22 protein-coding genes are annotated in these 24,638 nt (G+C 65.9%); 17 read left to right on the forward strand and 5 right to left on the reverse strand.

Features of this window, described 5'->3' with window-relative positions; translation table 11 throughout:
• Window positions 1-2: 2 nt before the first annotated feature.
• Entirely contained in the window at window positions 3-1,646 is a 1,644-nt protein-coding gene (gene groL, locus IM816_RS16195; protein WP_250338870.1) for a chaperonin GroEL, read from the reverse strand.
• Between the two features lie 83 nt (window positions 1,647-1,729).
• Entirely contained in the window at window positions 1,730-2,023 is a 294-nt protein-coding gene (locus IM816_RS16200) for a co-chaperone GroES (RefSeq protein ID WP_036110126.1), read from the reverse strand.
• A gap of 207 nt (window positions 2,024-2,230) precedes the next feature.
• Between IM816_RS16200 and cutA the strand changes: the two genes are divergently transcribed.
• From cutA to accC, 7 genes are all read left to right on the forward strand, one after another.
• Window positions 2,231-2,575 carry a divalent-cation tolerance protein CutA gene (gene cutA, locus IM816_RS16205; RefSeq protein WP_250338871.1) on the forward strand — a complete coding sequence of 115 codons (345 nt, stop codon included), beginning with the start codon at window positions 2,231-2,233 and terminating at the stop codon, window positions 2,573-2,575.
• A gap of 49 nt (window positions 2,576-2,624) precedes the next feature.
• Entirely contained in the window at window positions 2,625-4,847 is a 2,223-nt protein-coding gene (locus IM816_RS16210) for a protein-disulfide reductase DsbD family protein (protein ID WP_250338872.1), read from the forward strand.
• Entirely contained in the window at window positions 4,844-5,383 is a 540-nt protein-coding gene (locus tag IM816_RS16215) for a TlpA family protein disulfide reductase (RefSeq protein ID WP_250338873.1), read from the forward strand. Before IM816_RS16210 ends, IM816_RS16215 begins: the two co-directional genes overlap by 4 nt.
• Before the next feature lie 11 nt (window positions 5,384-5,394).
• The gene (locus tag IM816_RS16220) at window positions 5,395-5,949 is read left to right on the forward strand and encodes a DUF1415 domain-containing protein (protein WP_250338874.1); all 555 of its coding nucleotides are present in this window, start codon (window positions 5,395-5,397) and stop codon (window positions 5,947-5,949) included.
• Between the two features lie 167 nt (window positions 5,950-6,116).
• Window positions 6,117-6,566 carry a type II 3-dehydroquinate dehydratase gene (gene aroQ / locus IM816_RS16225; protein ID WP_072323763.1) on the forward strand — a complete coding sequence of 150 codons (450 nt, stop codon included), beginning with the start codon at window positions 6,117-6,119 and terminating at the stop codon, window positions 6,564-6,566.
• 58 nt (window positions 6,567-6,624) lie between these two features.
• Window positions 6,625-7,092 carry an acetyl-CoA carboxylase biotin carboxyl carrier protein gene (accB, locus tag IM816_RS16230; RefSeq protein ID WP_250338875.1) on the forward strand — a complete coding sequence of 156 codons (468 nt, stop codon included), beginning with the start codon at window positions 6,625-6,627 and terminating at the stop codon, window positions 7,090-7,092.
• Window positions 7,093-7,103: 11 nt separating this feature from the next.
• Entirely contained in the window at window positions 7,104-8,468 is a 1,365-nt protein-coding gene (gene accC, locus IM816_RS16235) for an acetyl-CoA carboxylase biotin carboxylase subunit (RefSeq protein ID WP_072323765.1), read from the forward strand.
• Between the two features lie 111 nt (window positions 8,469-8,579).
• On the opposite strand, the gene prmA is transcribed toward accC, so the two are convergent.
• Window positions 8,580-9,482 carry a 50S ribosomal protein L11 methyltransferase gene (gene prmA / locus IM816_RS16240; protein WP_250338876.1) on the reverse strand — a complete coding sequence of 301 codons (903 nt, stop codon included), beginning with the start codon at window positions 9,480-9,482 and terminating at the stop codon, window positions 8,580-8,582.
• A gap of 78 nt (window positions 9,483-9,560) precedes the next feature.
• Between prmA and IM816_RS16245 the strand changes: the two genes are divergently transcribed.
• The 3 genes from IM816_RS16245 (at window position 9,561) to purH (ending at window position 12,507) form a co-directional block, all read left to right on the forward strand.
• On the forward strand, window positions 9,561-10,388 hold the full coding sequence (locus IM816_RS16245) for a zinc-ribbon and DUF3426 domain-containing protein (protein ID WP_250338877.1): 828 nt from the start codon (window positions 9,561-9,563) through the stop codon (window positions 10,386-10,388).
• A gap of 223 nt (window positions 10,389-10,611) precedes the next feature.
• Complete coding sequence (locus IM816_RS16250) at window positions 10,612-10,845, forward strand: helix-turn-helix domain-containing protein (RefSeq protein ID WP_072323768.1); 234 nt, start codon at window positions 10,612-10,614, stop codon at window positions 10,843-10,845.
• 72 nt (window positions 10,846-10,917) lie between these two features.
• Window positions 10,918-12,507, forward strand: coding sequence for a bifunctional phosphoribosylaminoimidazolecarboxamide formyltransferase/IMP cyclohydrolase (gene purH, locus IM816_RS16255; RefSeq protein WP_250338878.1), 1,590 nt, complete (start codon window positions 10,918-10,920; stop codon window positions 12,505-12,507).
• A gap of 38 nt (window positions 12,508-12,545) precedes the next feature.
• Here the strand turns inward: purH and IM816_RS16260 are convergent, their stop codons facing one another.
• On the reverse strand, window positions 12,546-13,499 hold the full coding sequence (locus tag IM816_RS16260; protein WP_250338879.1) for a bile acid:sodium symporter family protein: 954 nt from the start codon (window positions 13,497-13,499) through the stop codon (window positions 12,546-12,548).
• Between the two features lie 102 nt (window positions 13,500-13,601).
• On the opposite strand from IM816_RS16260, the gene IM816_RS16265 reads away from it, so the two are divergent.
• Window positions 13,602-14,480 carry a LysR family transcriptional regulator gene (locus IM816_RS16265; RefSeq protein WP_250338880.1) on the forward strand — a complete coding sequence of 293 codons (879 nt, stop codon included), beginning with the start codon at window positions 13,602-13,604 and terminating at the stop codon, window positions 14,478-14,480.
• Window positions 14,481-14,523: 43 nt separating this feature from the next.
• Window positions 14,524-15,222 carry a glutathione S-transferase gene (locus tag IM816_RS16270; RefSeq protein WP_250338881.1) on the forward strand — a complete coding sequence of 233 codons (699 nt, stop codon included), beginning with the start codon at window positions 14,524-14,526 and terminating at the stop codon, window positions 15,220-15,222.
• 35 nt (window positions 15,223-15,257) lie between these two features.
• Here the strand turns inward: IM816_RS16270 and IM816_RS16275 are convergent, their stop codons facing one another.
• Entirely contained in the window at window positions 15,258-15,827 is a 570-nt protein-coding gene (locus IM816_RS16275) for a DUF2782 domain-containing protein (protein WP_072323773.1), read from the reverse strand.
• A 65-nt stretch (window positions 15,828-15,892) separates the two neighbouring features.
• On the opposite strand from IM816_RS16275, the gene polA reads away from it, so the two are divergent.
• The 5 genes from polA (at window position 15,893) to IM816_RS16300 (ending at window position 24,633) form a co-directional block, all read left to right on the forward strand.
• The gene (gene polA / locus IM816_RS16280; RefSeq protein WP_250338882.1) at window positions 15,893-18,613 is read left to right on the forward strand and encodes a DNA polymerase I; all 2,721 of its coding nucleotides are present in this window, start codon (window positions 15,893-15,895) and stop codon (window positions 18,611-18,613) included.
• Between the two features lie 517 nt (window positions 18,614-19,130).
• Window positions 19,131-19,349 (forward strand): hypothetical protein, encoded by a 219-nt coding sequence (locus IM816_RS16285; protein ID WP_072323775.1) that lies wholly within the window; start codon window positions 19,131-19,133, stop codon window positions 19,347-19,349.
• 107 nt (window positions 19,350-19,456) lie between these two features.
• On the forward strand, window positions 19,457-21,661 hold the full coding sequence (uvrD, locus tag IM816_RS16290; protein WP_250338883.1) for a DNA helicase II: 2,205 nt from the start codon (window positions 19,457-19,459) through the stop codon (window positions 21,659-21,661).
• Between the two features lie 93 nt (window positions 21,662-21,754).
• Window positions 21,755-23,470, forward strand: coding sequence for a molecular chaperone HscC (locus IM816_RS16295; RefSeq protein ID WP_250338884.1), 1,716 nt, complete (start codon window positions 21,755-21,757; stop codon window positions 23,468-23,470).
• A gap of 2 nt (window positions 23,471-23,472) precedes the next feature.
• Complete coding sequence (locus tag IM816_RS16300; RefSeq protein ID WP_250338885.1) at window positions 23,473-24,633, forward strand: J domain-containing protein; 1,161 nt, start codon at window positions 23,473-23,475, stop codon at window positions 24,631-24,633.
• Window positions 24,634-24,638: the final 5 nt, after the last annotated feature.

Below are 24,638 nucleotides of genomic sequence, written 5' to 3' on the forward strand. Positions count from 1 at the left end.
ACTTAGAAGTCCATACCGCCCATGCCACCCATGCCGCCCGGACCACCGTGGGCGTGACCTTCGTCCTTCTTCGGCAGCTCGCTCACGGCCGCTTCGGTCGTGATGATCGAGCCGGCCACCGAGGCGGCGAACTGCAGCGCCGAACGCGTGACCTTGGTCGGGTCCAGGATGCCGAAGGCGATCATGTCGCCGAACTCACCGTTGGCAGCGTTGTAGCCGAAGTTGCCCTGGCCTTCCTTGACCTTGTTCAGCACCACGGACGGCTCTTCGCCGGCATTGGCGACGATGGCGCGCAGCGGGGCTTCCAGGGCGCGACGGGTGATGGCGATACCGAGGTCCTGGTCCGGGTTCTTGCCCTTCAGGCCTTCCAGCGCCTTGAGCGAACGGATCAGGGCAACGCCGCCGCCCGGGACCACGCCTTCTTCGACGGCCGCACGCGTGGCGTGCAGGGCGTCTTCGACGCGGGCCTTCTTTTCCTTCATCTCGACTTCCGTCGCGGCGCCGACCTTGATGACGGCAACGCCGCCGGCAAGCTTGGCAACACGCTCCTGCAGCTTCTCGCGGTCGTAGTCGGAGGAGGTTTCCTCGATCTGCGCCTTGATCTGCTTGATGCGCGACTGGATGCCCTCGGCATCGCCGGCACCGTCGATGATCGTGGTGTTTTCCTTGGTGATCACGACGCGCTTGGCGCGGCCCAGATCGTTGATCGTGGCCTTGTCGAGCGCCAGACCCACTTCCTCGGAGATGACCGTGCCGCCCGTGAGCTGCGCGATGTCTTCCAGGATGGCCTTGCGACGATCGCCGAAGCCCGGGGCCTTGACGGCAGCGACCTTCACGATGCCGCGGATCGTGTTGACGACGAGGGTCGCCAGGGCTTCGCCCTCGACTTCCTCGGCCACGATCAGCAGCGGCTTGGCCGCCTTGGCAACGGCCTCGAGCACCGGCAGGAGCTCGCGCACGTTCGAGATCTTCTTGTCGTGGATGAGGATGAACGGGTCGTCCAGTTCAACCTGCTGCGACTGCTGGTTGTTGATGAAGTACGGCGACAGGTAGCCGCGGTCGAACTGCATGCCCTCGACGACGTCGAGTTCGTTCTCGAGGCCCGAGCCTTCCTCGACCGTGATGACGCCTTCCTTGCCAACCTTCTTCATCGCGTTGGCGATGATGTCGCCGATGTCGGCGTCGGAGTTGGCCGAGATGGTGCCGACCTGGGCGATCGCCTTGTCGTCGGCGGTCGGGTTGGAGAGATTCTTCAGCTCGCCGACGGCGGCCGTGACGGCCTGGTCGATACCGCGCTTCAGGTCCATCGGGTTGATGCCGGCGGCCACGGCCTTGAGGCCTTCCTGGATGAACGCCTGAGCCAGCACGGTGGCGGTCGTGGTGCCGTCACCCGCGACGTCGGACGTCTTGGAAGCGGCTTCCTTCACGATCTGCGCGCCGATGTTCTCGTACTTGTCGGCGAGTTCGATTTCCTTCGCGACCGAGACGCCGTCCTTGGTGACGGTCGGGGCGCCGAAGCTCTTCTCGAGCACGACATTGCGGCCCTTCGGGCCCAGGGTGACCTTGACGGCATTCGCGAGGGTGTTGACACCCTTCAGCATGCGAGCGCGTACGTCTTCGCCGAAACGGACTTCTTTAGCTGCCATAAAATTTTTTGCCTCAAAAAATTTTGAAATAGGAAAGGGGATTTAAATCTTGCGACTGACTACCCGAAGGGGAGCCGCGAAGATCAGCCCTCCAGAACCGCCACGATGTCGTCTTCCTTCAGGAAGACCAGCTCTTCGCCGTCGACCTTGATCTCCTGGCCGGCGTACTTGCCGAACAGGACCACGTCGCCTTCCTTCACGCCCATCGGGCGGAGCTGACCGCTGGCAAGCAGCAGGCCGGTACCGGCGGCGATGACCTTGCCGCGGGTGGGCTTCTCGGTGGCGCTGTCCGGGATGACGATGCCACCGGCGGAAACACGCTCTTCCTCAAGACGCTTGACGATGACGCGATCGTGCAGCGGGCGCAGTTTGCTCATGACTTCTCCAACCATGTGATTGACAGACAAAGGATTTGGTCCACCTTGTTAGCACTTGGCCCAGGTGAGTGCCAGAATTCTAGCCAAAGCACTCCCTTCATCGGAAGGGCCTTGGGCGTGCCCCACCAATGGTGCCGCCGACGAAACCGTTCAAGGGGTCGGGTACAACATTGGTGCTTCGCGCATGTCCCGCCCACAATGGGCGGCATGTCCGAAGCCATCGTCATTCTCATTGCCTGCCCGCCCGGCGACGTGCCGGCCGCGCTCGCCAGCGGCCTCGTCGAGGCTGGCCTCGCCGCCTGCGTGAACCACCTTCCCGGTATGCGGTCCACCTACCGCTGGGAGGGCAAGGTGGTCACCGACGCCGAAGACCTCCTGCTGGTGAAGACGGTCCGCGAGTCCTTCGCGGCCGTTGAAGCCTTCGTCGCCGCGCACCACCCGTACGAGGTGCCGGAGATCGTCGCGCTGCCCATCGCGGCGGCCCACGCGCCGTATCTCCGCTGGCTGGAGACCTCGGTCCCTGCAAGCCAATACGGAACCGCCCGGTCATAATGACCGACGCCCACCGCGGTTCGTCACCGCGTCGATCCATGGAGTCGCCATGACGTCGTTTGCCCGCCTCGTGCGGAACCTGGTCGCTGGCCTCGGCCTGTTGACCATCGCCCTTCCCTCGCTCGCGCAGGACGATGGCGACCTGCTGCCGGTCACCCAGGCCTTCCAGCTCACCTCCGATGCGAGCCAGCCGGGGATGGTGAAGCTGCACTGGCGGATCGCCCCCGACTATTACCTCTACCGGGGCCGGATCAAGATCAAGGCCGCCGACCCGGGCGTGACGCTGGGCGAGCCGGCGCTCCCCGACGGCCTGAAGAAACACGACGAGTACCTCGGCGACGTGGAGATCTACCACGGCGATATCGAGGCCAGCGTGCCCTACACGCTGGCCGACGCCAGCACGAAGACGCTGGCGCTGGACGTGCAGTACCAGGGCTGCCACGAGGTGGAGCCCAAGATCTGCTACCCGCCGAACACCGAGCACCTCAAGCTCGCGATCGGTGGTGCGTCCACTATCCCGGCGCCCGCGCCCGCCGCACCGGCTGCCTCGGGTGCTGCACTGCTCGGCGCGCCCGCCTCTACACCTGGCGTGGAGGCCCAGCCGCTGCCGGCTGATCAGGCGTTCCGCTTCGAGGCCCTGGTCAAGGATCGCCAGAGCGTGCTGCTGCGCTGGACGATGCCCAAGGACTACTACCTGTATCGCGACAAGACGCAGATCACCGTGACCTCGCCGGCTGGCGTGTCTGCCGGCGAACCGGACTGGCCCAGCGGTACCGCGCACCACGACGAACACTTTGGCGACACCATCGTCTATTTCGACCAGGTGGAACTGCCCGTGCCGCTGCACGGCGCGGGTAGTGCCACGTCGGTTGGACTCGACGTCGCCTACCAGGGCTGCCTCGAGAACGGCATCTGCTATCCGGTCATGAAGCGTCACGTGACGCTCGATCTCGCTGCTGGCACGGCCTCGGTCGGTGCTGCCGACGAAGCGCAACCCGCCGCCGCACCGGCCGACGTCGCCCCCACGCCGCCTCCGGCAGGCATGGGCACCGATAGCGAGGCTCCCGTTGGCTTCGTCGCTGCCATCGGTCTCGCCCTGCTTGGCGGACTCGTGCTCAACCTGATGCCCTGTGTCCTGCCCGTACTTTCGCTCAAGGCCGTCACCGTGCTGGAAAGCGGTGAGAGCCAGACAGCCGCGCGTCGCCATGCGCTCTGGTACACGGCCGGGGTACTCGTCGCCTTCGCGGCACTGGGGCTGGTGATCGTCGGCATCCGCGCCGCCGGACACGGCATCCAGTGGGGCGCGCAGTTCCAGCAGCCGCTGGCGATCGGTTTGCTGGTCTACGTGATGCTCGCCGTGGGGCTGTCGATGTCTGGCGTGTTCGAGATCGGTGGATCGCTGGGCAACGTCGGCAGCGGCCTCGCGGCGCGCTCCGGCCCCGCCGGCGATTTCTTCACCGGCGTGCTGGCCGTGGTGGTCGCGAGCCCATGCACGGCGCCGTTCATGGGCTCGGCCATTGCCTTCGCGTTCGCCGCACCGCCCGTGGTGGCCTTCCTGATCTTCCTGGCCCTTGGCCTTGGTCTGGCGCTGCCGTTCCTCGTCATCGGCTTCGTGCCGGCCGTGGCTCGACTGCTGCCGCGACCGGGACGCTGGATGGAGACGCTGAAGCAGGCACTCGCGTTCCCGATGTATCTCACGGCGGTCTGGCTGCTGTGGGTGCTGACCAAGCAACGCGGGGCCGACGCCACCGCACTCGTGCTGGCCGGTGGCGTGCTGCTGGCCATGGCGCTCTGGTGGTATGGGCGCAGCCGCGGTGGGCGGTTGTCCTGGGTGTTCACGACCGTGCTGGCGATCGGCGCCGCCGCGGCGCTGTGGGTGGTGCATGGCCTGCCGGCAGCGTCCAGCACGACCGTCGCCACCGACGGCTCCATCCCTTACTCGCCCGAGAAGCTGGCCGAGCTGCGCCGCGACGGCACGCCCGTCTTCGTCGACATGACGGCGGACTGGTGCATCACCTGCAAGGCCAATGAGAAAGCCGTGCTAGACACGGCGGCCTTCAAGGATCTGCTCAAGCGCACCGGCACGGTCTACATGAAAGGCGACTGGACCGACGTCAACGCGACCATCGCCGCCTTCCTCGAGCAATACCATTCGGTCGGCGTGCCGCTTTACGTCGTCTACCCGAAGGGCGGCGGCGACGGTCGCAAGCTGTCCACGGTGCTCACCTACGATCGGGTCGAGGCAGCGCTGCAGGCCGCCGCCGGCCCATGACACGAAGCGTCACCGTCTGGATCGTCGTGCTCGCCATCGCGGCCGGCGCGCTCGGTCTGTACCTCGAACACCGTCGCCTGAATCCACCTCCGCCGAATGGCGTCACGGTGGCCGACGTGGGCGAGCGGCCGGCGGAAGCCACGTTCCTTACGGTGGACGGCAAGCCCCGCCAGCTTTCCGACTGGCGCGGCAAGCGCCTGCTCATCAACTTCTGGGCCACATGGTGCGCGCCGTGCCGACGCGAGATGCCGCTGCTCAGCGAGAACGCCGCACGCTATCGCGATCGCAACGTCGCGATCGTCGGCGTGGCTGAGGACAACGCCAGCGCGGTGCGCACCTACCTTGGCGACAAGCCCGTCAGCTACCCCATCGTGCTGGCCGACTCGGAAGCACAGGGAGGCTCGCTGTCATTCGGCAACACGCGGCGGGTCTTGCCGTACAGCGTCCTCATCGGCGAGGACGGGCGTATCCTCCGCCGCAAGCTTGGCGCCTTCTCGCAGGCGGAACTCGACGAATGGCTCACCCCCGACCGATGAACGAACTTCCCATGGATGCCCTGCCCACGCCCGACGAGGCGATCGACGCCACCCGCTGCTGGCTCGAACGCGCGGTGATCGGTCTCAACCTCTGCCCTTTCGCGAAGGCCGTGCACAAGAAAGGGCAGGTACGCTACGTCGTCAGCGAGGCCACCCAGCCCCTGCAACTGCACGCGGACCTGGTCCGGGAACTGGAAACCCTGCGCGACGCCGACCCGGAAGCCATCGACACCACGCTGCTGATCCATCCGGGCGTGCTCGCCGACTTCATGGACTTCAACGAATTCCTCGAGGTGGCCGACGACACCGTGGCCGACCTGGCGTTGGAAGGCGAGATCCAGGTCGCCAGCTTCCATCCGCATTTTCAGTTCGAGGGCACCGCGCCCGACGACGTCACCAACTTCACCAACCGGTCGCCCTTCCCCACCCTGCACCTGTTGCGCGAAGCCAGCATCGATCGGGCGGTAGCAGCCTTTCCCGATGCGGCGTCCATCTTCGAGACGAACATCGCCACGCTGGACAAGCTGGGTGTGGAAGGCTGGCAGGCGCTGTTCGCGAAGCCCTGAAGGCGTGCCGGAGAGGTGTCCTCAGGACGGCGCAACCATACGGCGGCGTCTGGAAAGACGTGATCTCCAGCGATCTGCGGCGAACTTCACCGAACTGGACAAGCTTGGCCGACAGGCGCACACTGCGCGGCGTTTCCGGCACCCCGGACCTACGGTACAGGTGAACAGTGGCCAGGATCCTCGTCCTGCACGGACCCAACCTCAATCTGCTCGGCGCACGTGAGCCTTCGGTCTACGGCCACGAAACCCTGGCCGACATCAACGCGTCGCTACAGGCGCGCGCTCAGGCCGCAGGGCACGACCTCGGCTGGTTCCAGTCGAACGCGGAGCATGAGCTGATCGGCCGGATCCATCAGGCGCGCGACGAAGGCACCGCGTGGATCCTCATCAATCCAGCCGCGTTCACGCATACATCGGTGGCCTTGCGCGACGCGCTGGCCGGAGTCGCCATTCCGTTCATCGAGATTCACTTGTCGAATCCGCACGCACGCGAGCCATTCCGGCACCACTCGTACGTGTCGGACATCGCCACCGGCGTAATCTGCGGGTTGGGTGGCGACAGCTATCGCCTGGCGCTGGAAGCCGCCCTGCTCCGCCTCGCCGTACCGGCTGCCTGACCCTTTTTTTCGCGATCCGCCCCGCGCGGCTCGCTTACATCACCAGAAGGTTTGACCCATGGACCTGCGCAAGATCAAGAAGCTCATCGACCTGCTCGAAGAGTCCAACCTCGCCGAGCTGGAAATCAAGGAAGGCGAGGAAGTGGTTCGTCTCTCGCGCGTGCCGAAGGGCGGCGTTGCCGTCGCCGCGCCGCAGCCGATGATGGCCGCTCCCGTCGCCGCCGCTACGGCCGCTCCCGCAGCGGCACCGGCCGTAGCGGCCGCGCCGGCCGCCGATGCCGGGCTGCCCCCGGGCCACGTCGTCAAGGCGCCCATGGTCGGCACGTTCTACGCCGCCTCCACGCCCGGCGCCCCGGCGTTCGCAACCATCGGCAAGCAGGTCAAGGCCGGTGAAACGCTCGGCATCATCGAGGCCATGAAGATGTTCAACCAGATCGAGGCCGACGTGGCCGGTACCGTCGTCGCCATCCTGGTCGAGAACGGCCAGCCGGTGGAATTCGACGAACCGATGTTCGTCATCGCCTGAGGCCACCACTGATGCTCGAGAAGGTCGTCATTGCCAACCGCGGCGAAATCGCGCTGCGGGTGCTGCGCGCGTGCAACGCGCTCGGCATCAAGACGGTCGCGGTGCACTCCACCGTCGATCGCAACCTCAAGCACGTCGGCCTTGCCGACGAATCGGTATGCATCGGGCCGGCACCCTCGGCCGAGAGCTACCTCAACATTCCGGCCATCATCGCCGCGGCCGAAATCACCGATGCCGGCGCCATCCATCCGGGATACGGCTTTCTCTCCGAGAACGCCAACTTCGCCGAGCAGGTGGAGAAGTCGGGCTTCGTCTTCATCGGCCCCACGGCCGACGTCATCCGTCTCATGGGTGACAAGGTCGAAGCGATCCGCGCCATGAAGGCCGCTGGCGTGCCGTGCGTGCCGGGCTCGGGCGGCCCGCTCGGCGAAGACGTGGACGAGAACATCCGCATCGCGCGCGAGATCGGCTATCCGGTCATCATCAAGGCAGCGGGCGGTGGCGGCGGTCGCGGCATGCGCGTCGTGCGCACCGAGGCGCACCTCGCCAACTCCATCGTCATGACGAAGCAGGAAGCCAAGGCGGCCTTCAGCAACGATCAGGTCTATATGGAGAAGTTCCTGGAAAATCCGCGTCACGTGGAGATCCAGGTGCTCGCGGACGGCCAGGGCAACGCCATCCATCTGGGCGAGCGCGATTGCTCGATGCAGCGCCGCCATCAGAAGGTGGTGGAAGAAGCACCGGCCCCGGGCATCACGCCGGAACTGCGCGCACAGATCGGCAAGGTGTGCGTGGATGCGTGCATCCGCATCGGCTACCGCGGCGCAGGCACGTTCGAGTTCCTGTTCGAGAACGGCAAGTTCTACTTCATCGAGATGAACACGCGCATCCAGGTGGAGCATCCGGTCACCGAACTGGTCACCGGCATCGACCTGGTGCGCGAGCAGTTGCTCATTGCCAGCGGCCACAAGCTCTCGATCCGCCAGGAAGACGTGGTGCTCAACGGCCACGCCATCGAGTGCCGCGTGAATGCGGAAGATCCCGATACCTTCATGCCCAGCCCCGGCACGGTGAAGCGTTTCGAGGCGCCGGGTGGCCCCGGCGTACGCGTGGATACGCATCTGTACGACGGCTACCGCATTCCGCCGAACTACGATTCCATGATCGGCAAGATCATCGTCCACGGCCCGGATCGCGCCACCGCCATCGCGCGCATGCGCATGGCGCTGAACGAGACGGTGATCGAGGGCGTGAAGTGCAACATTCCGTTGCAGCAGCGGATCATGGCCGACGCCGGTTTCCAGCAGGGTGGCCAGAACATCCACTATCTGGAGAAACGGATAGCGGAGCAGAAGGAAACACCGCCACCGGTGTGATGCAACTCCTGTGGGAGCCGCTATAGCGGCGAGAAGCCAACGAAGCGGCGTGGCCGCGACGTGGATTCGCTCGCCGCTATAGCGACTCCCACAACAGGAGTGACCGGCTGCTCAATCGGATTTGCGGTAGCCGCTGATGCGCACCCAGTCTTCCAGCGTGCGTACTTCCAGATTCTCGAACCACTCCGCGTATCGCTTCAGCAGTTCGTCGTGCTGGCCGTGCAGAATGCCCGAGAGGGCGAACGGCGCGCCCGGCTTCACGGCCGCGGCGAACGTCGGTGCCAGCTCGCCCAGCGGGCCGGCAAGGATGTTGGCGACCAGCACGTCGGCCAACGCCTCGGGCGCCTCGCCCGGCAGATAGACGTCCAGATCGCCAGCGACGCCGTTGCGCTCTGCGTTGTCGCGTGACGCCAGCAATGCCTGCGGATCGTTGTCGATGCCGGTGGCGCGGAGGGCGCCGAGTTTCAACGCCGCGATGGCGAGGATGCCCGAGCCGCAGCCGTAGTCGAGCACGTGCTTGCGCGCGAGCTGCTGGCCATCGAGCCATTCGAGGCACATGGCCGTCGTCGGGTGGGTGCCCGTGCCGAAGGCCAGACCCGGATCGAGCCGCACCACCACGATGTCGCCATCCACGGGCGGTTCGATGTTCCACGGATAGACCCACAAGCGACGGCCGAACGGCATCGGCTTGAACTGGTCCATCCACGCGCGTTCCCAGTCCTGGTCCTCAACGACGCGCCACTCGATATGCGACGGCTCGATGAACGGCAGGTCGTCCGCGATGGCGGCGGTGAGGCCCCGGCGATCGGCGTCCGCGTCGAACAAGGCGTTCAGCACGATCTGCTTCCACAGCGGGATCTCACCGACGCCGGGCTCGAAGATCGCCTCTTCGTCAGGCGTCTCCGCATCGGCGTCCTGCAAGGTAATGGACAGCGCGCCGAGATCCTCCAGCGCGGCTTCGACGCGCGGCTGTTCGGCGGCGCGGATCGTGAGGGAGAGTTCGAGCCAGGGCATCGTGGGCCATCCAGGTAAGAGGTGACGATTCTAGAGCCTGTTTACCCTAGCGAGCGGCGCGGCCGTTATGATCGGCCGATGTATACGCAGTGCCCCGAGTGTCTCACCGTCTACAAACTGGAAGCGGAACTGCTGGTTCCCGCGTGCGGCTGCGTGCGCTGCAGCCATTGCGAGACCGTGTTCAACGCCCTGGGCACGCTGGCCGCGCAGTTGCCTCCAGAACCGTTCACGCGGCTGACCGAGCACGCGCTGGACCGCGATCCGCCGCTGGCTGGCGTGGCAGTCTTCCGCCCCCGGCCGGCGACGGAAGACGTGACGCCCACGCCACTGGACGAACCCGCCAACACGGACGGGGATGCGTTCGACACGCACGACGACACCGAAGATTTCTCGCAGCTCACCTTCACGCCGCGCTTTGCAAAGCCGCGTCGCCGTTCCTGGCGCACAGCGGCATGGGTGCTGGTCTGCACGACGTTGGTACTCGGCCTTGGTGCTCAGCTTGCCTGGGCGAAGCGCGACGTACTGATCGCCGATGCGACCGTCGGGCCACTGCTTGCTTCCGCGTGCGATGCGTTGGGTTGCCGGCTTCCCCTGGTTTCCGCGCCGTCGCAATTGCGCCTTCTCGCACGCGATGTGGAACAGCATCCGTCCGTGCAGGACGGCTTGCTTATCACCGCCAGCGTGCACAACGACGCCGCATTCGCGCAGCCCTATCCGGTGGTGACCATCGTGTTGTCGGACGCGAACGGACAACGCCTCGCGATGCGTCGCTTCCAGCCCGAAGACTACGTGGGCGACGCGGCCATCCGCGCGCGTGGCCTCGCCGGTGGCGCCACGACCGCCATGGTCTTCGAGGTGCAAGACCCGGGCCAGCGCGCCGTCGCTTTCGCCTTCAGCTTCGACTGAACCGTTCGAAAAAATTTCTTTTTGCAAGCCTGCCTTTCGCCGTCGGGGGCGAGTACACTCGGTCCCCTTCGCGACATCCGGCCCCTCCCATCGAGGTGCGTCCGAGCCGCACCCAAGCGACCATACGACAAGAACCGACCGGGGCCCGTGCTCCGGCCTGCGAGAGGGGAATGCCTTGAACGCTGTGAGACTGACTGCCGGCGAGGCCGCCAACGAGACCTCCATGCAGAGCGCCCTCAGCGAATGTGTCAGTCGTACGGTTCGTCGTTACCTCGCCGACATTGGCGACACCGAGTTCGGTGAAGGGCTGCACGCCCTCGTCATCCGCGAGGTCGAAGGTCCGCTGCTTCGCGAAGTGCTCGCCTTCCACGAAGGCAACCAGAGCCGCGCCGCCGCTGCGCTCGGCATCAACCGCGCCACCCTGCGCAAGAAGCTCGCCGCTCACGGCCTGTCCTGATCGCCGTATCCCGGCGGGCCGCGCGAGCGTCTGCGCGGCTATAATGGCGCGCTTTCCTCCCCGGAAGTGCCCATGCCCACGCCCGATCTCGTCCCCGTTCGCCGCGCGCTCGTCAGCGTTTCCGACAAGCACGGCCTGACCGACCTCGCCCGCCGCCTCGTCGCCGCGAACGTCGAGATCCTTTCCACAGGTGGTTCAGCCAAAGCACTGCGCGAGGCCGGTATCCCCGTCCGCGACGTGGGCGACCTCACGGGCTTCCCCGAGATCATGGCCGGCCGCGTGAAGACACTGCACCCGCGTGTGCATGGCGGCTTGCTCGGCCGCCGCGGCATCGACGACGCCGTGATGGCCGAACACGGCATCGAGCCGATCGATCTGCTCGTGCTGAACCTCTATCCGTTCGAGCGCACCGTCGCCGACCCGTCCTGCACGCTGGACGACGCCATCGAGAACATCGACATCGGCGGGCCTGCCATGCTTCGCGCCGCCGCGAAGAACTGGAACGACGTCGGCGTGCTCACCTCGCCCGACCAGTACGACGAGGCACTGGCCGAGATCGAACGCCAGGGTGGGTTGAGCCGCGCGACGCGCTTCCGTCTTTCTGTCGCTGCGTTCAATCGCGTGTCGAACTACGACGCCGCCATCAGCGACTACCTCTCGGGGTTGACGCTCGACGATGCTCACACAGGCATCGCGGCGCACGCCACCTTCCCGCAGCAGTCGAACGGCCGCTTCGTGAAGGTGATGGATCTGCGCTACGGCGAGAATCCGCATCAGGCCGGCGCGTTCTATCGCGACCTGTACCCGGCACCCGGCACGCTTGCCACGTTCCGCCAGTTGCAGGGCAAGGAACTGTCGTTCAACAACATCGCCGATGCCGATGCGGCATGGGAATGCGTGCGCCAGTTCGATGCGCCGGCTTGCGTGATCGTGAAGCACGCCAATCCGTGTGGCGTGGCCGTGGCCGCCGATCCGCTGGCCGCCTATGAACTGGCCTATGCCACCGATCCGACGTCCGCATTCGGCGGCATCATCGCGTTCAATCGTCCGCTCGATGCGGAAACCGCGAAGACGATTCTGAAGCGCCAGTTCGTCGAAGTGCTGATCGCGCCGGCCGTCGAGGCGGGCGCGGTGGACGAGGCGGCGAAGAAGGCCAACGTGCGCGTGCTCGAGATCCCGGCGGGCGACGGCCGCAATACCCACGACGTGAAGCGAGTGGGTTCAGGGCTGCTTGTGCAGACGGCCGATCATCGCCAGGTCGAGCGCGACGAACTGAAGGTCGTCAGCCGCCGGCAGCCGACGCCAGCGGAACTCGACGACCTGCTGTTCGCCTGGCGTGTCGCGAAGATGGTCAAGTCGAACGCGATCGTCTACGCGAAGGACCACCGTACGATCGGCATCGGTGCGGGCCAGATGAGCCGCGTCGTGAGTGCGAAGATCGCGGGCATGAAGGCAGAGGAAGCCGGTCTTGTCGTGCCGGGCAGCGCCATGGCGTCCGATGCGTTCTTCCCGTTCCGTGACGGCATCGACGCCGCAGCTGCCGCAGGCATCCGCGCGGTGATCCAGCCGGGTGGTTCGATGCGCGACAACGAGGTCATCGCTGCCGCCGACGAGCACGACATGGCGATGGTCTTCACGGGCGTGCGCCACTTCCGGCACTGATAAACACTGTGGGAGCCGCTATGCGGCGAGATATGTCCCTATCTCGCCGCATAGCGCCGTGCCAGCACCGCACACGTCATCAGCTGGATCTGGTGGAACAGCATGATCGGAAGCACGATCAAGCCAAGCGGGTGGCCCGCGAAGAGCACCTTCGCCATGGGCACACCGGAAGCGAGGCTCTTCTTCGAGCCGCAGAACACGATGGTGATCTCGTCTTCCCGGCTGAAACCGAGCGCACGCGCGCCGTAGCGCGTGGCAAGCAAGGCGCACGCAAGCAGCACCGCATTGACCAGCACAAGGCCGCCGAGCACCGGCATCGGCAACTGGTGCCACAGCCCCTGCAACACCGCCGCGCTGAACGCGGTGTACACCACCAGCAGAATCGAGCCGCGGTCGACGAACGTCAGCAGCGTTGCGCGGCGGCGCACCCACTCGCCGATCCAGCGCCGTGCCACCTGCCCTGCCACGAAAGGCACGAACAACTGCACGACGATCGTACCCACCGAGTGCCACGACAGTGCACCGCCGCCTGTGCCGGCAATCACAAGGCCGACGAGCAGCGGGGTGATGAAGATACCCAGCAAGCTGGATGCCGAGGCCGAGACGATCGCGGCCGACACGTTGCCGCGCGCGATGGAGGTAAAGGCGATCGACGACTGCACGGTAGAAGGCAGCGTGCACAGGAACAATATGCCGAGATACAGGTCCGGCGACACCAGCGGCGAGAGCAACGGCTTCAACACGAGGCCGAGCACGGGAAACAGAACAAAGGTACTGGCGAGCACGGTCAGGTGCAGGCGCCAGTTCGTCATGCCCGCCACCACCGCTTCCCGCGGAAGTTTGGCCCCGTGCAGGAAGAACAGCAGGCCGATGGCGATGTCGGTGATGACTTCGAAGGCATCCGCGGCGACACCCCGGCACGGCAGCAGGCTCGCCAGCACCACGGTGGCAATCAGCGAGAGGGTGAAACCATCGGGAAGGAAGCGGCGCATGGCGGCAGGCCGAGGAAAGAAGCCGCCATTGGAGCGCCGGCCAATCCATAAGGCAAATCGTTTTATCTGATCCAGTGATACATTTAACGCATGAATGTTTCCATGCGTCAGCTCCGCGCGTTCCTGGCCGTCGCCAGCCATCGCCACTTCCGCCGCGCGGCGGATGCGTTGCACCTCACCCAACCCGCGGTGAGCCGACTGATCGCCGATCTGGAAGGCGAACTGGACGTGCGGTTGTTCGATCGCAGCACGCGCGAAGTCGTGCCGACCGAGGCGGGCCGCTATCTCGAACAGGCACTCGCGCGCGTGCTTGACGAACTGGACGGCGTCCTCGCGCACGCGCAGAGCCAGGCGGACCCGTTACGTGGCCGCGTACGGATCGCCGCGGTACCGACGCTCTCGGCGGGACTGGTTCCCGCTTGCATCGCCCACTGCGCCAAGGCGCATCCCTCGCTGGAAATTCTTCTGCGCGACCAGACCCAGGCGCAGGTGCTGGACGCCGTGCGCGGCGGCGAGGTGGATTTCGGTCTTGGCGTGGAGCCTGCGACAGCAGAGGAATTCGACACGGAGACCATCCTGCATGACCCGTTCCACCTGGTCTGCCGCGAAGATCATCCATTCGCCTCGCGCATGAGCGTGCCGTGGAAAGCGCTTGCGCAGGCGCGGCTCGTGCTGCTCGACCACACATCGGGTAGCCGACGACTCATCGATGCCGCCTTTGCCGACCGCGGCATCGCCATGGACGTCGCGCTCGAAGTCGGGCATCCGCACACGGCGTTCCGCATGGTCGAAGCGGATCTCGGCGTCACGGTGACGCCTGCGCTTTCGCTCGATGCCCTTCGGCCGGGCCTCGTCGCTGTACGGCTGTCACCCGAGGTACGTCGCGAGGTCACCTTGATGCGCCGCCGCGCCCGCTCGCTGACGCCTCCGGCGCTCACTGTCTGGAATGTCTTTCGACAGATCGCGCTCACGCTCGCTTGAAGGCGCGCGTTCCATGCTTCGACACCTGCCGTGGAGGACGACGATGAGTTATCGGCTGTATTACTGGACTGGCCTGCAAGGCCGTGGCGAATTCGTTCGGCTGTGTCTGGAAGATGTCGCCGCGCCGTATGTCGACGTGGCGCGCGAGGACGGCGACGAGGTCATGAACGCCTTCCTCGACGGCGAGGAAGCCGGCGCCCTGCCCTTCGCGCCGCCTTTCCTCACATCCGGCCGGCTGGTCATCGCGCAGGTGGCGAACATCCTGCAGTACCTCGGGCCTCGCCATGGGCTCGTGCCGGACAGCGAATCGGCGCGTCTCTATGCGAACCAGTTGCAACTGACGGTGACCGACCTGGTCGCCGAAGTGCACGACACGCACCACCCCGTGGCTTCAGGGCTTTACTACAAGGACCAGCGCGACGAAGCGAAACGCCGCGCGAAGGACTTCCGCGAGAACCGGATTCCCAAGTTCCTCGGCTACTTCGAGAAAGCGCTATCCCGCGGTGGCGGAAAGCACCCGCTGCGTACGCATTCGTACGTGGACCTGTCGTTGTTCCAGGTCATGGCCGGGCTCGACTACGCCTTCCCGAAGGCGATGGCGAAACAGAAATTGCCGCTGCTTCGCGACCTGGCAAAACGCGTGGCTGACCGGCCTCACGTGGCCGCTTACCTCGCTTCGGATCGTCGCGTGCCGTTCAACACCAACGGCATCTTCCGGCACTACCCGGAACTGGATGGCTGAACGCCCCGCCAGCTGCGGGGCGTTCGTCGCGTCGCTCAGTTGGAACCGGCGGGCTTCGGCGCGGCGCCCCACTCGTAGACCTTGTAGTACACCGGGTTCACCGGACCGTTCTTCGGGTCGTGGTGGAGCTTGCCGTCCGGGTCGGCCATGTAGGTCTGCGGCACGCCGTTCTTCGGGGTGACGACTACCATGAACAACTTGCCGCCCGTGCGGTATTCCTCAACGCGGTCGTCGCCCTGCTGCCGCACCGTGACCTGCGGGGCTTGCTGGCCGCGCGCGTCTACCGCGCCGTTGTCCTGCATGGAAGGCAGCGCCACGGCCGAGCGGGAGCCGCTGCCGGACGCATCCGAGGTGGCAGGAGTGGTCTTGCCGTCCTGCGCCTGGTCGTACGGCACCGGCCGCTCGATCGGCTTGGCGCCGGAGCGATCCGGCTCGCCCTCGCGCACGCCTGGATCGTTCAGCCCCGGCGGGGGCGGGGCCGGCTTGAACGATGCCGGATCCTGCGCATTCTGGGCGACGGCGGGCAGCGCGAAGGCCAGGGCGAGCGCGGCAACGAGAGCGTGCGAGCGATTCATGAGGATCTCTCCGAGCGGGGCGATGAGCATAGCAATTCCTTCCCCTCTGGCGACGTGACCCGACGATCCACGTACGACCGTGAGAGAATCCGGGGATGCCTACGCTCACGCTCATCGACGGGTCGTCGTACCTGTATCGCGCGTTCCACGCGCTGCCTCCCCTGACCAATACCTTTGGCGAGCCCACAGGCGCGCTGTTCGGCATCGTCAACATGCTGCGCACGACGATGAAGGCCGGTTCCGATTACGTGGCTTTCGTCTGCGACGCCCCGGGCCGCACCTTCCGCGACGATCTCTACCCGCAATACAAGGCCAACCGCGCCGCCATGCCGGACGACCTCCGCGCACAGATCGAGCCCATGATGAAGATCGTGGGCGCACTGGGCTTTCCCATCATCTGCGTACCGGGCGTGGAAGCCGACGACGTGATCGGCACGCTGGCCCTTCAGGCCGCGGATCAGGGCATCGACACCATCATCTCTACCGGCGACAAGGACTTCGCCCAGTTGGTCAGCGCGCACATCGTGCTCATCAACACGATGACCAACACCACGCTGGACATCGACGGCGTCATCGAGAAGTTCGGCGTGCGTCCGGAGCAGATCGTCGATTACCTCACCCTCGTGGGTGACAGCATCGACAACGTGCCCGGCGTGGAAAAGTGCGGCCCCAAGACCGCCGCGAAATGGCTTGCCGAATACGGCAACCTCGACGCGATCTTTGCGAATGCCGACAAGATCGGCGGCAAGATCGGCGAGAACCTCCGCGCCGCCATGCCGCGCCTGCCGCTGTCGCGTGAGCTGGTCACCATCCGCACGGACGTGCCGCTGGAGCACGGTCCTGCCGACCTGCACATGCGCGAGCGCGATGTCGAAGCCTTACGCGAGCTGTACGTCCGCTACGACTTCAAGGCAGCGCTGAAGGATCTCGACGCGGCCCAACCCGCGCCGTCGTCGCCCGCCGTCGTGGCGGCCGTCGCGGAGCCGACCGCGCCATTACCCGTGGCGCTGGAAGGCGAGTACGAGATGGTCGTCACGGAAGATCGCCTCGCCGCTTGGCTGGAGAAGCTGGAAACGGCGCCGCTCATCGCCTTCGACACGGAGACGACCAGCATCGACGCCATGCAGGCGGACATCGTCGGCATCTCGCTCGCCGTCGAGGCGGGCAAGGCGGCGTACATTCCGCTGGCGCACGATTACCCAGGCGCGCCGGCGCAGTTGCCGAAAGAGCACGTACTCGGTGCGCTGAAACCCATCCTCGAAGACCCGACGCGACCGAAGGTCGGCCAGCACGGCAAGTACGACATCAACGTGCTGTCCCACTACGGCATTGCGCTGCGTGGTCTCGCACACGACACGATGCTCGAATCCTACGTATTCAACGCCACCGCCACGCGTCACGACATGGATTCGCTGGCATCGCGCTACCTCGGCTACACGACGATCAAGTACGAACAGGTCGCCGGCAAGGGCGCGAAGCAGATTCCCTTCTCGCAGGTGGACTGCGACACGGCCTGCCGATACGCCGCCGAAGATGCGGACATCACGCTGCGCCTGCACGAGGCGCTGTGGCCGAAGCTCGAAGCGGAGCCATCGCTGCGTGACGTGTACGCCGACATCGAGATTCCGCTGGTGCCCGTGCTGGCGAAGATGGAGCGCACCGGCGTCCTCATCGACGCCAACGTACTGCGTCTGCAGAGCCAGCAACTCGGCAAGCGCATGGTCGAGCTGCAGAAACAGGCGTATGCCTCGGCCGGTCACGACTTCAACATGGACTCGCCGAAGCAGTTGCAGGCCGTGCTGTTCGACGAACTCGGGCTTGCCGCGAAGATCAAGACGCCCACGGGGCAGCCGTCCACGAACGAGGAAGCACTGGAAGCCATCGCGGACACGCATGAGTTGCCGCGCCTGATCCTGGAATACCGTGGTCTCGCGAAGCTGCGTTCCACGTATACCGACAAGCTCGCGGGCATCGTGAATCCGCGCACGGGCCGCGTGCATACCAGCTATCACCAGGGCGCTGTTGCGACCGGGCGCATCAGTTCATCGGACCCGAATCTGCAGAACATTCCCGTACGCACGGAGGAAGGTCGCCGTATCCGCCAGGCCTTCATCGCGCCGGAGGGCTGGCGCATCGTCGCCGCCGACTATTCGCAGATCGAACTGCGGATCATGGCCCATCTGTCCAACGACGAGGGTCTGGTGCGGGCGTTTCGCGAAGGCGGCGACGTGCATCGAGCCACGGCCGCCGAGGTATTCGGGGTCACGCCGGACGAAGTGACGGCGAACCAGCGCCGTGCGGCGAAGGCGATCAACTTCGGCCTCATGTATGGCATGAGTGCCTTCGGCCTTGCGCGCCAGCTCGGCGTGGACCGTGGCGAAGCGTCGGATTACATGGGCCGGTATTTCTCCCGCTATCCGGGCGTGCGTGCCTTCATGGATGCCACGCGCGAGCAGGCCCACCGAGACGGCTTCGTGCAGACGCTGTTCGGCCGGCGCCTGTACCTGGAGAACCTCAAGTCGCGTAATCAGGCCTTCCGGGCAGGCGCCGAGCGCGCGGCCATCAACGCGCCCATGCAGGGCACCGCGGCCGACATCATCAAGCGCGCCATGATCGCCGTCGCCGCGTGGATCGAGCCCCGCGACGACGTGCGCCTGCTGATGCAGGTGCATGACGAACTGGTCTTCGAGGTTCGCGAGGACGCCGTCGATGCCATCCGTGCCGGCATCGAGGAACACATGACCGGCGCCGCTCAACTCAGCGTTCCGTTGCAGGTCGATATCGGCGTGGGCGCCAACTGGGACGAGGCGCACTGATCGATTCTGTAATATTTTCGTTAGCCAAACGACACGCGACGAACGCAAGCTGCTGAAAAATCTGCCCATGAATACCGGCTGACTTTTTTTCGTGCCGACTTTGCAACTTTCGACGCATCCGGACGTCTATATCCTCGGACGCACGCAACGGCGTCCCATCGGTGGACTCCACCTCCCTGGAGTCACCCTGTGGATGGCCCGATCTTCCCCTGGATCGGGTCTTCCCCCGGCCCCGAGAGCTTCCCCTGGCTCTCGGGGTTTTTTTTGCCTCTTGGGGCGGCCTTGTGGGAACCCCCATGGCGGCGAGAAGCCTACAGAGCAAAGGTGGGAGCCAGCCTGCTGGCGAAAAGCCAACGAAGCGGTGTGGCAGCGTGGCAAGTACCCCATCGCCAGCAGGCTGGCTCCCACCGGCAAGTTTCTCCTCGCCGCGAGGGCAATCCCCCAAGAGCGACGCACACGAAATCTGCACGGCCTCGACCGCATTCTCTGCGCCACATCGACCGAGGGAGTCATCGCAATGCGCGCAGGTCTCATCATCGTCGGCGTCATCCTGATCGGTCTCGGCCTCTGGGTAACGCTCGGCAACGGCAGCTATCAGAAGACGGACACGGTCGCGTCGATCGGCTCGGCCAAGATCCAGGCCACCCACGACAAGTCCATTCCCCAGTGGGTGGGCATCGCGGGCATCGTGATCGGCGGCATCGTTGCCGTCGCGGGTATCGCGCAGAAGCGCTGAGTGCGACAGCGCAGGCGGGGGCCCCGGGCTCCCGCCTGCATGCGGTGCGATGACGTTTGTGAGCAGGCGTCTCAGCGGCTGCCAATCGTCGCCGCTACAATGGGCCGATGGATGTTTCCCACCTGCTCGATTCCCTCAATGACGCCCAGCGCGAGGCCGTCAGCGCCCCGCCCGGGCATTACCTGATCCTGGCTGGCGCAGGCTCCGGCAAGACCCGTGTACTGACCAATCGCATCGGCTGGTTGACCCAGGTCGAGCGCGTGCCACCTTGGGCGATTCTCGCCGTCACCTTTACCAACAAGGCGGCGGGTGAGATGCGCGCGCGGTTGGACAGCGTCATTCCCGGGGGCACCCAGGGGCTGACAGTGGGTACGTTCCACGGCATCGCCCACCGCCTGCTGCGTCGGCACTGGCGCGAGGCGGGCCTCGTGGAGGGCTTCCAGATCCTCGATTCCGACGACCAGCAGCGGCTCATCAAGCGGGTCATCGCGGGCATGGGGCTGGACGAAGCGCGCTTCCCGCCACGCCAGGCGGCGTGGCAGATCAACAACTGGAAGGACGAAGGCAAGCGCCCGGATTCGATCGAGCATCGCGATCATCCGGTGACGCGGACCTTCATCGAGATCTACAAGACCTACGAGCAGCAATGCCAGCGCGCAGGGCTGGTGGATTTCGCGGAGCTACTGCTGCGCGCACACGAGTTGTGGCTGAAAGATCCGCAAGTCCTCAAGCACTACCAGGAGCGCTGGCGCTATCTGCTGATCGACGAATTCCAGGACACCAATACGCTTCAGTACGCGTGGATACGCGTGCTGGCCGGCACCACCGGGCAGGCGTTCGTCGTGGGTGACGACGATCAGGCGATCTACGGCTGGCGCGGTGCCAAGGTGGAAAACGTGCAGCAGTTCCTGCGCGATTTTCCGGGTGCGAAGACGATTCGCCTCGAACAGAACTACCGTTCGACCTCGACGATCCTCAAGGCCGCCAATGCCGTGATCGCGCGCAACGGCGGACGGCTCGGCAAGCAGTTGTGGACGGACGGCGGCGAGGGCGAGCGCATTGCCCTGTATGCCGCGTACAACGAGCAGGATGAAGCGCGTTTCGTGATCGAGCGTATTCGCGAATACATCGCGGAGCACGGCAACGCGCGCGACTGCGCGATCCTCTATCGCTCGAACGCGCAGTCGCGCAACTTCGAGGAACAGTTGATCCAGCGCGACCTGCCGTACCGCGTGTACGGTGGCTTGCGCTTCTTCGAGCGTGCGGAAATCAAGGATGCCCTCGCCTATCTGCGCCTTGCCTCCAACCGTCACGACGATGCCGCGTTCGAGCGCGCGGTGAACACCCCGCCGCGTGGCATCGGTGATCGCACGCTGGACGAACTGCGCCGTCGCGCACGTGCCGACAGCAGCTCCATGTGGGAGGCGTCCCTGACCGAGGTGTCGATCGGTTCGCTGGCCGGACGCGCCAAGAATGCGGTGAAGGCGTTCGTCGCCCTCATCGACGAACTGGCCCGCACCTTCGCCGGACGCGCGGAAGACAACGCCGACGAAACGCCGACGGCACTCGACCTCGCCGAGCAGATCGAGCACGCGATCATTCATACCGGCCTGCGCGACTTCTACGAGAACGACAAGCGCGGCAACGGCGAAGCACGCGTCGAGAACCTGGACGAGTTGGTCAACGTCGCCAGCCGCTTCGAGATGACGCCCGAGGACGTGGACGCCGGGCTCAACGAGCTTTCGGCCTTCCTTTCGCATGCCGCGCTCGAGGCAGGCGAAGGTCAGGGCGAAGCCTGGGACGACTGCGTCCAGTTGATGACCCTGCACTCCGCCAAGGGCCTCGAGTTCCCGGTGGTGTTCCTCGTCGGCATGGAGGAAGGGCTGTTTCCGAGCCAGCGCTCCACCGAGGAGGAGAACCGCCTGGAAGAGGAACGGCGCCTGGCCTATGTCGGCATTACCCGGGCCCGCGAACGGCTCTACCTCTCCCATGCGGAGTCGCGCCGCATGCACGGCACGGAGATGCTCGCCCGGCCATCGCGGTTCCTGGGCGAGATCCCCCCCGAGCTGATCGACGAGCTGCGCCCGCGGGTGCAGGTCTCACGCCCTGCCTACGCCGACCGCTTCGCCGCCGCGCCAGCACTGGAATCGTCCCCGATACGCCTGGGCCAGCGGGTCAGTCATCCCACTTTCGGCGAAGGCACCATCGTCAGCGCGGAGGGCGCGGGAGCGCACATGCGCGTGCAGGTGAACTTCGAGGATGCCGGGAGCAAGTGGTTGGTTTACGCTTACGCCAATCTGACCGCGTTGTAGGGGCTCCAACGTCGGCCAGCCCGCCTCGCCCCGAGGCGGGCCGGTTCGCACGGCAAGGGACAGCGTGGCGCGTGCATGCAAGGAACGGAACGCATGATCGTTGGCATCGACCTTGGCACCACCCATAGCCTCGTCGCGGCGTGGATCGACGGCGCGCCGCGCCTGATTCCGAACGCCTTGGGCGGCATGCTGACGCCCTCGTGCGTGGGCGTCGACGAGGACGGCAGCATCCTCGTGGGACACGCTGCGCGCGAGCGTCTGCAGACCCACCCCGATCGCACCACGGCCTTGTTCAAGCGCTACATGGGCAGCACGCGCACCGTGCGTCTGGGCGATCGCGACTTCCGCCCCGAAGAACTCTCGGCGCTGGTGCTTCGCTCGCTCAAGGCGGATGCAGAAGCCTTTCTGGGTGCGCCGGTCAAGGAGGCCATCATCACCGTGCCCGCGTATTTCTCGGATGCGCAGCGCAAGGCGACACGCGTCGCTGGCGAACTCGCCGGCCTCACCGTGGAGCGCTTGCTCAACGAGCCTACCGCGGCGGCGCTGGCCTACGGCCTGCACGAGGCGGAGCGCGAGACCCAGTTCCTGGTGTTCGATCTGGGCGGCGGCACCTTCGACGTGTCGATCCTCGAGATGTTCGAGGGCGTGATGGAAGTGCGCGCCAGCGCGGGCGACAACATGCTCGGCGGCGAGGACTTCACCAGTCTGATCGCGGACCTCGCTTTCGCCAACGGCATTCCCGACGAGGCCCGTAACGACGCACTGTTCATGCAGCGGCTTCTGGCGCGCGCTGAAACGGCCAAACGCGACATAGGCGCCAACGGGTCGGCCAGCTTCGAGACCAGCTACGGCAAGCACACTGCCACGGTATCTCTGGACCAGGCCGCGCTGGAGAAGCTCGCACAGCCGCTGCTCAATCGCTTGTGGCGCCCCATCGAACGCGCGCTACGCGACGCGCGTATCCGCGCGGCGGATCTCGACAACGTCGTGTTGGCCGGCGGCGCGACGCGCATGCCAATCATCCGCGCGCTGGCGACACGCATGTTCGGACGCTTTCCCGCGGTGGGCCACGACCCGGACCAGGTGGTCGCCCTGGGCGCCGCCGTCCAGGCGGGCCTCAAGATGAAGGATAAGGCCCTCGAAGAAATGGTGATGACCGACGTGTGCCCCTACACGCTGGGCACCGAGGTCGTGCGACTGCTGGATAACGGCACGCAGGCAGCCGGTTTCTTCGCGCCGGTGATCGAACGCAATTCGGTGGTGCCGATCAGCCGGGTACAACGTTTCTCGCCCGTGTCGCCGCAACAGAAGCAGATCCGCATCGGCGTCTACCAGGGCGAATCTCGCCTGGTGCGCGACAACGTCGCCCTTGGCGAGATCCTGCTGCCGCTGGAGCCTGGTCCTGGCCATGCGGAAGGCGTGGATGTGCGCTTCACCTATGACGTCAACGGCCTGCTCGAAGTGGAAGTGACGGTGGTCGCTACCGGCGTCAGGCGTCAGTTGGTCATCGAGAGCGGCGAGGCGCACATGTCGCCCGAAGAGATTGCACGCCGCCTCGCGGCACTTTCCACCTTGAAGATCCACCCGCGCGACACGTTGGAGAACCGCACGCTGCTGGCGCGCGCCGAGCGCCTCTACGAGCAGTTGCTCGGCGGCGTGCGCGACCAGTTGGGCGAATTCATCCTGCGCTTCGAGCAGGTGCTCGCCACGCAGGATACCCGCCGCATCGCGCGCGACGCCGCGGCCTTCCGGGAGACGCTGGACACCATCGAGCGCGATTACCGCTTCACCCCGACACCGGTGGAATGAGCATGACCTCGCCCTTCGAAGCGCTCGGCCTTCCGGAGCATGCGGATCTCGTCGCGGTGCGTCGCGCGTACGCTACGGCATTGCGCCGGATCGATCCGGCCGTCGATCCCGAGGCGTTTGCACAGCTGCGTGACGCCTACGAGACCGCGCGTCGCGCCTGCGAGTCGGAACAGGTCCCCGAGACGGCGGCCGAGATGGATACGCCTGCCCCACCGAACGAGGCGGTGGAGGAAAAGGCAGCGGAAGCCGACGTCGAAACGGCGGCATCGACAAGCGAGGAAGCCCCGCCGCCACGCGTGGACCCGACGGTCACACTGGCGTGGCGTTTCGCGGCGGACGTCGGCGCACGTCGGCCGGAAGCCATTCCGCATCTGCTTGGCGAGGTACTCGCGGAGCTACGTACGCAATACATCGACGCGCCGGGCGTATTCGAGGAGTACCTGATCGACCTGATCGGTCTGCAGCGCATCGGCCACCGTGCTGCCGTGTTCGCCGCGGCGGAGCAACAGTTTCATTGGCACGAGGTTGGGCGTCTCGCCTCGCTGGGTCAACGCGGCCAATGGATCGAGGTGGTGATGGCGCAGCGCGAAGCCTGGTCGAGCCTGGCGGAGGACAGGCGGCGCGAATGGCTGGCTCTGTTCGAACGCGCCGAGGCACACATGGATACCTCGCTCGTCCGGCACTGGCCCGAGATCCGCAAGCTCAACGAACGTTTTCCCGGCTGGCTGAGCCTGCACGTCTCGGGCGAAACGCTGCAGGCGTGGCGCACCGCATACGAGGCCCAACCCACCGCCACGCGCGACATGTACGAAAAGCTGGCGCCGACAGAGCAGGCCTACCTGCCCGCCCATCTCGCGGCGGCGAGAGAGAAGGCCAACAGCCGGCGTTCGTCCCGCGCGGTCGCGTTCTTCCTGCTCGCTATCTTCGTCGGCATTGTGCACCTCATCGGCAACCTCCACTCCTCCGGCTACTCGCTGGCGTTGCCTACATCGCCGCCTCTGCCGGATACGCCTCGCCAGTGCGCGGAGCTCTATGCCGCACTGGATCGACCGGATGCCTTCGCCGCCAAGTCCGACGAGGAGGTCGGCCTGCTCAAGAGCCGCGCCGACGCGTGCGCCCGGCGAGGCCACTGGCACGCGCCGACAGCGGCCGGGACGCCCTGAGCCAT

The organism is Luteibacter flocculans (assembly GCF_023612255.1).
GTDB classification, from domain to species: domain Bacteria; phylum Pseudomonadota; class Gammaproteobacteria; order Xanthomonadales; family Rhodanobacteraceae; genus Luteibacter; species Luteibacter flocculans.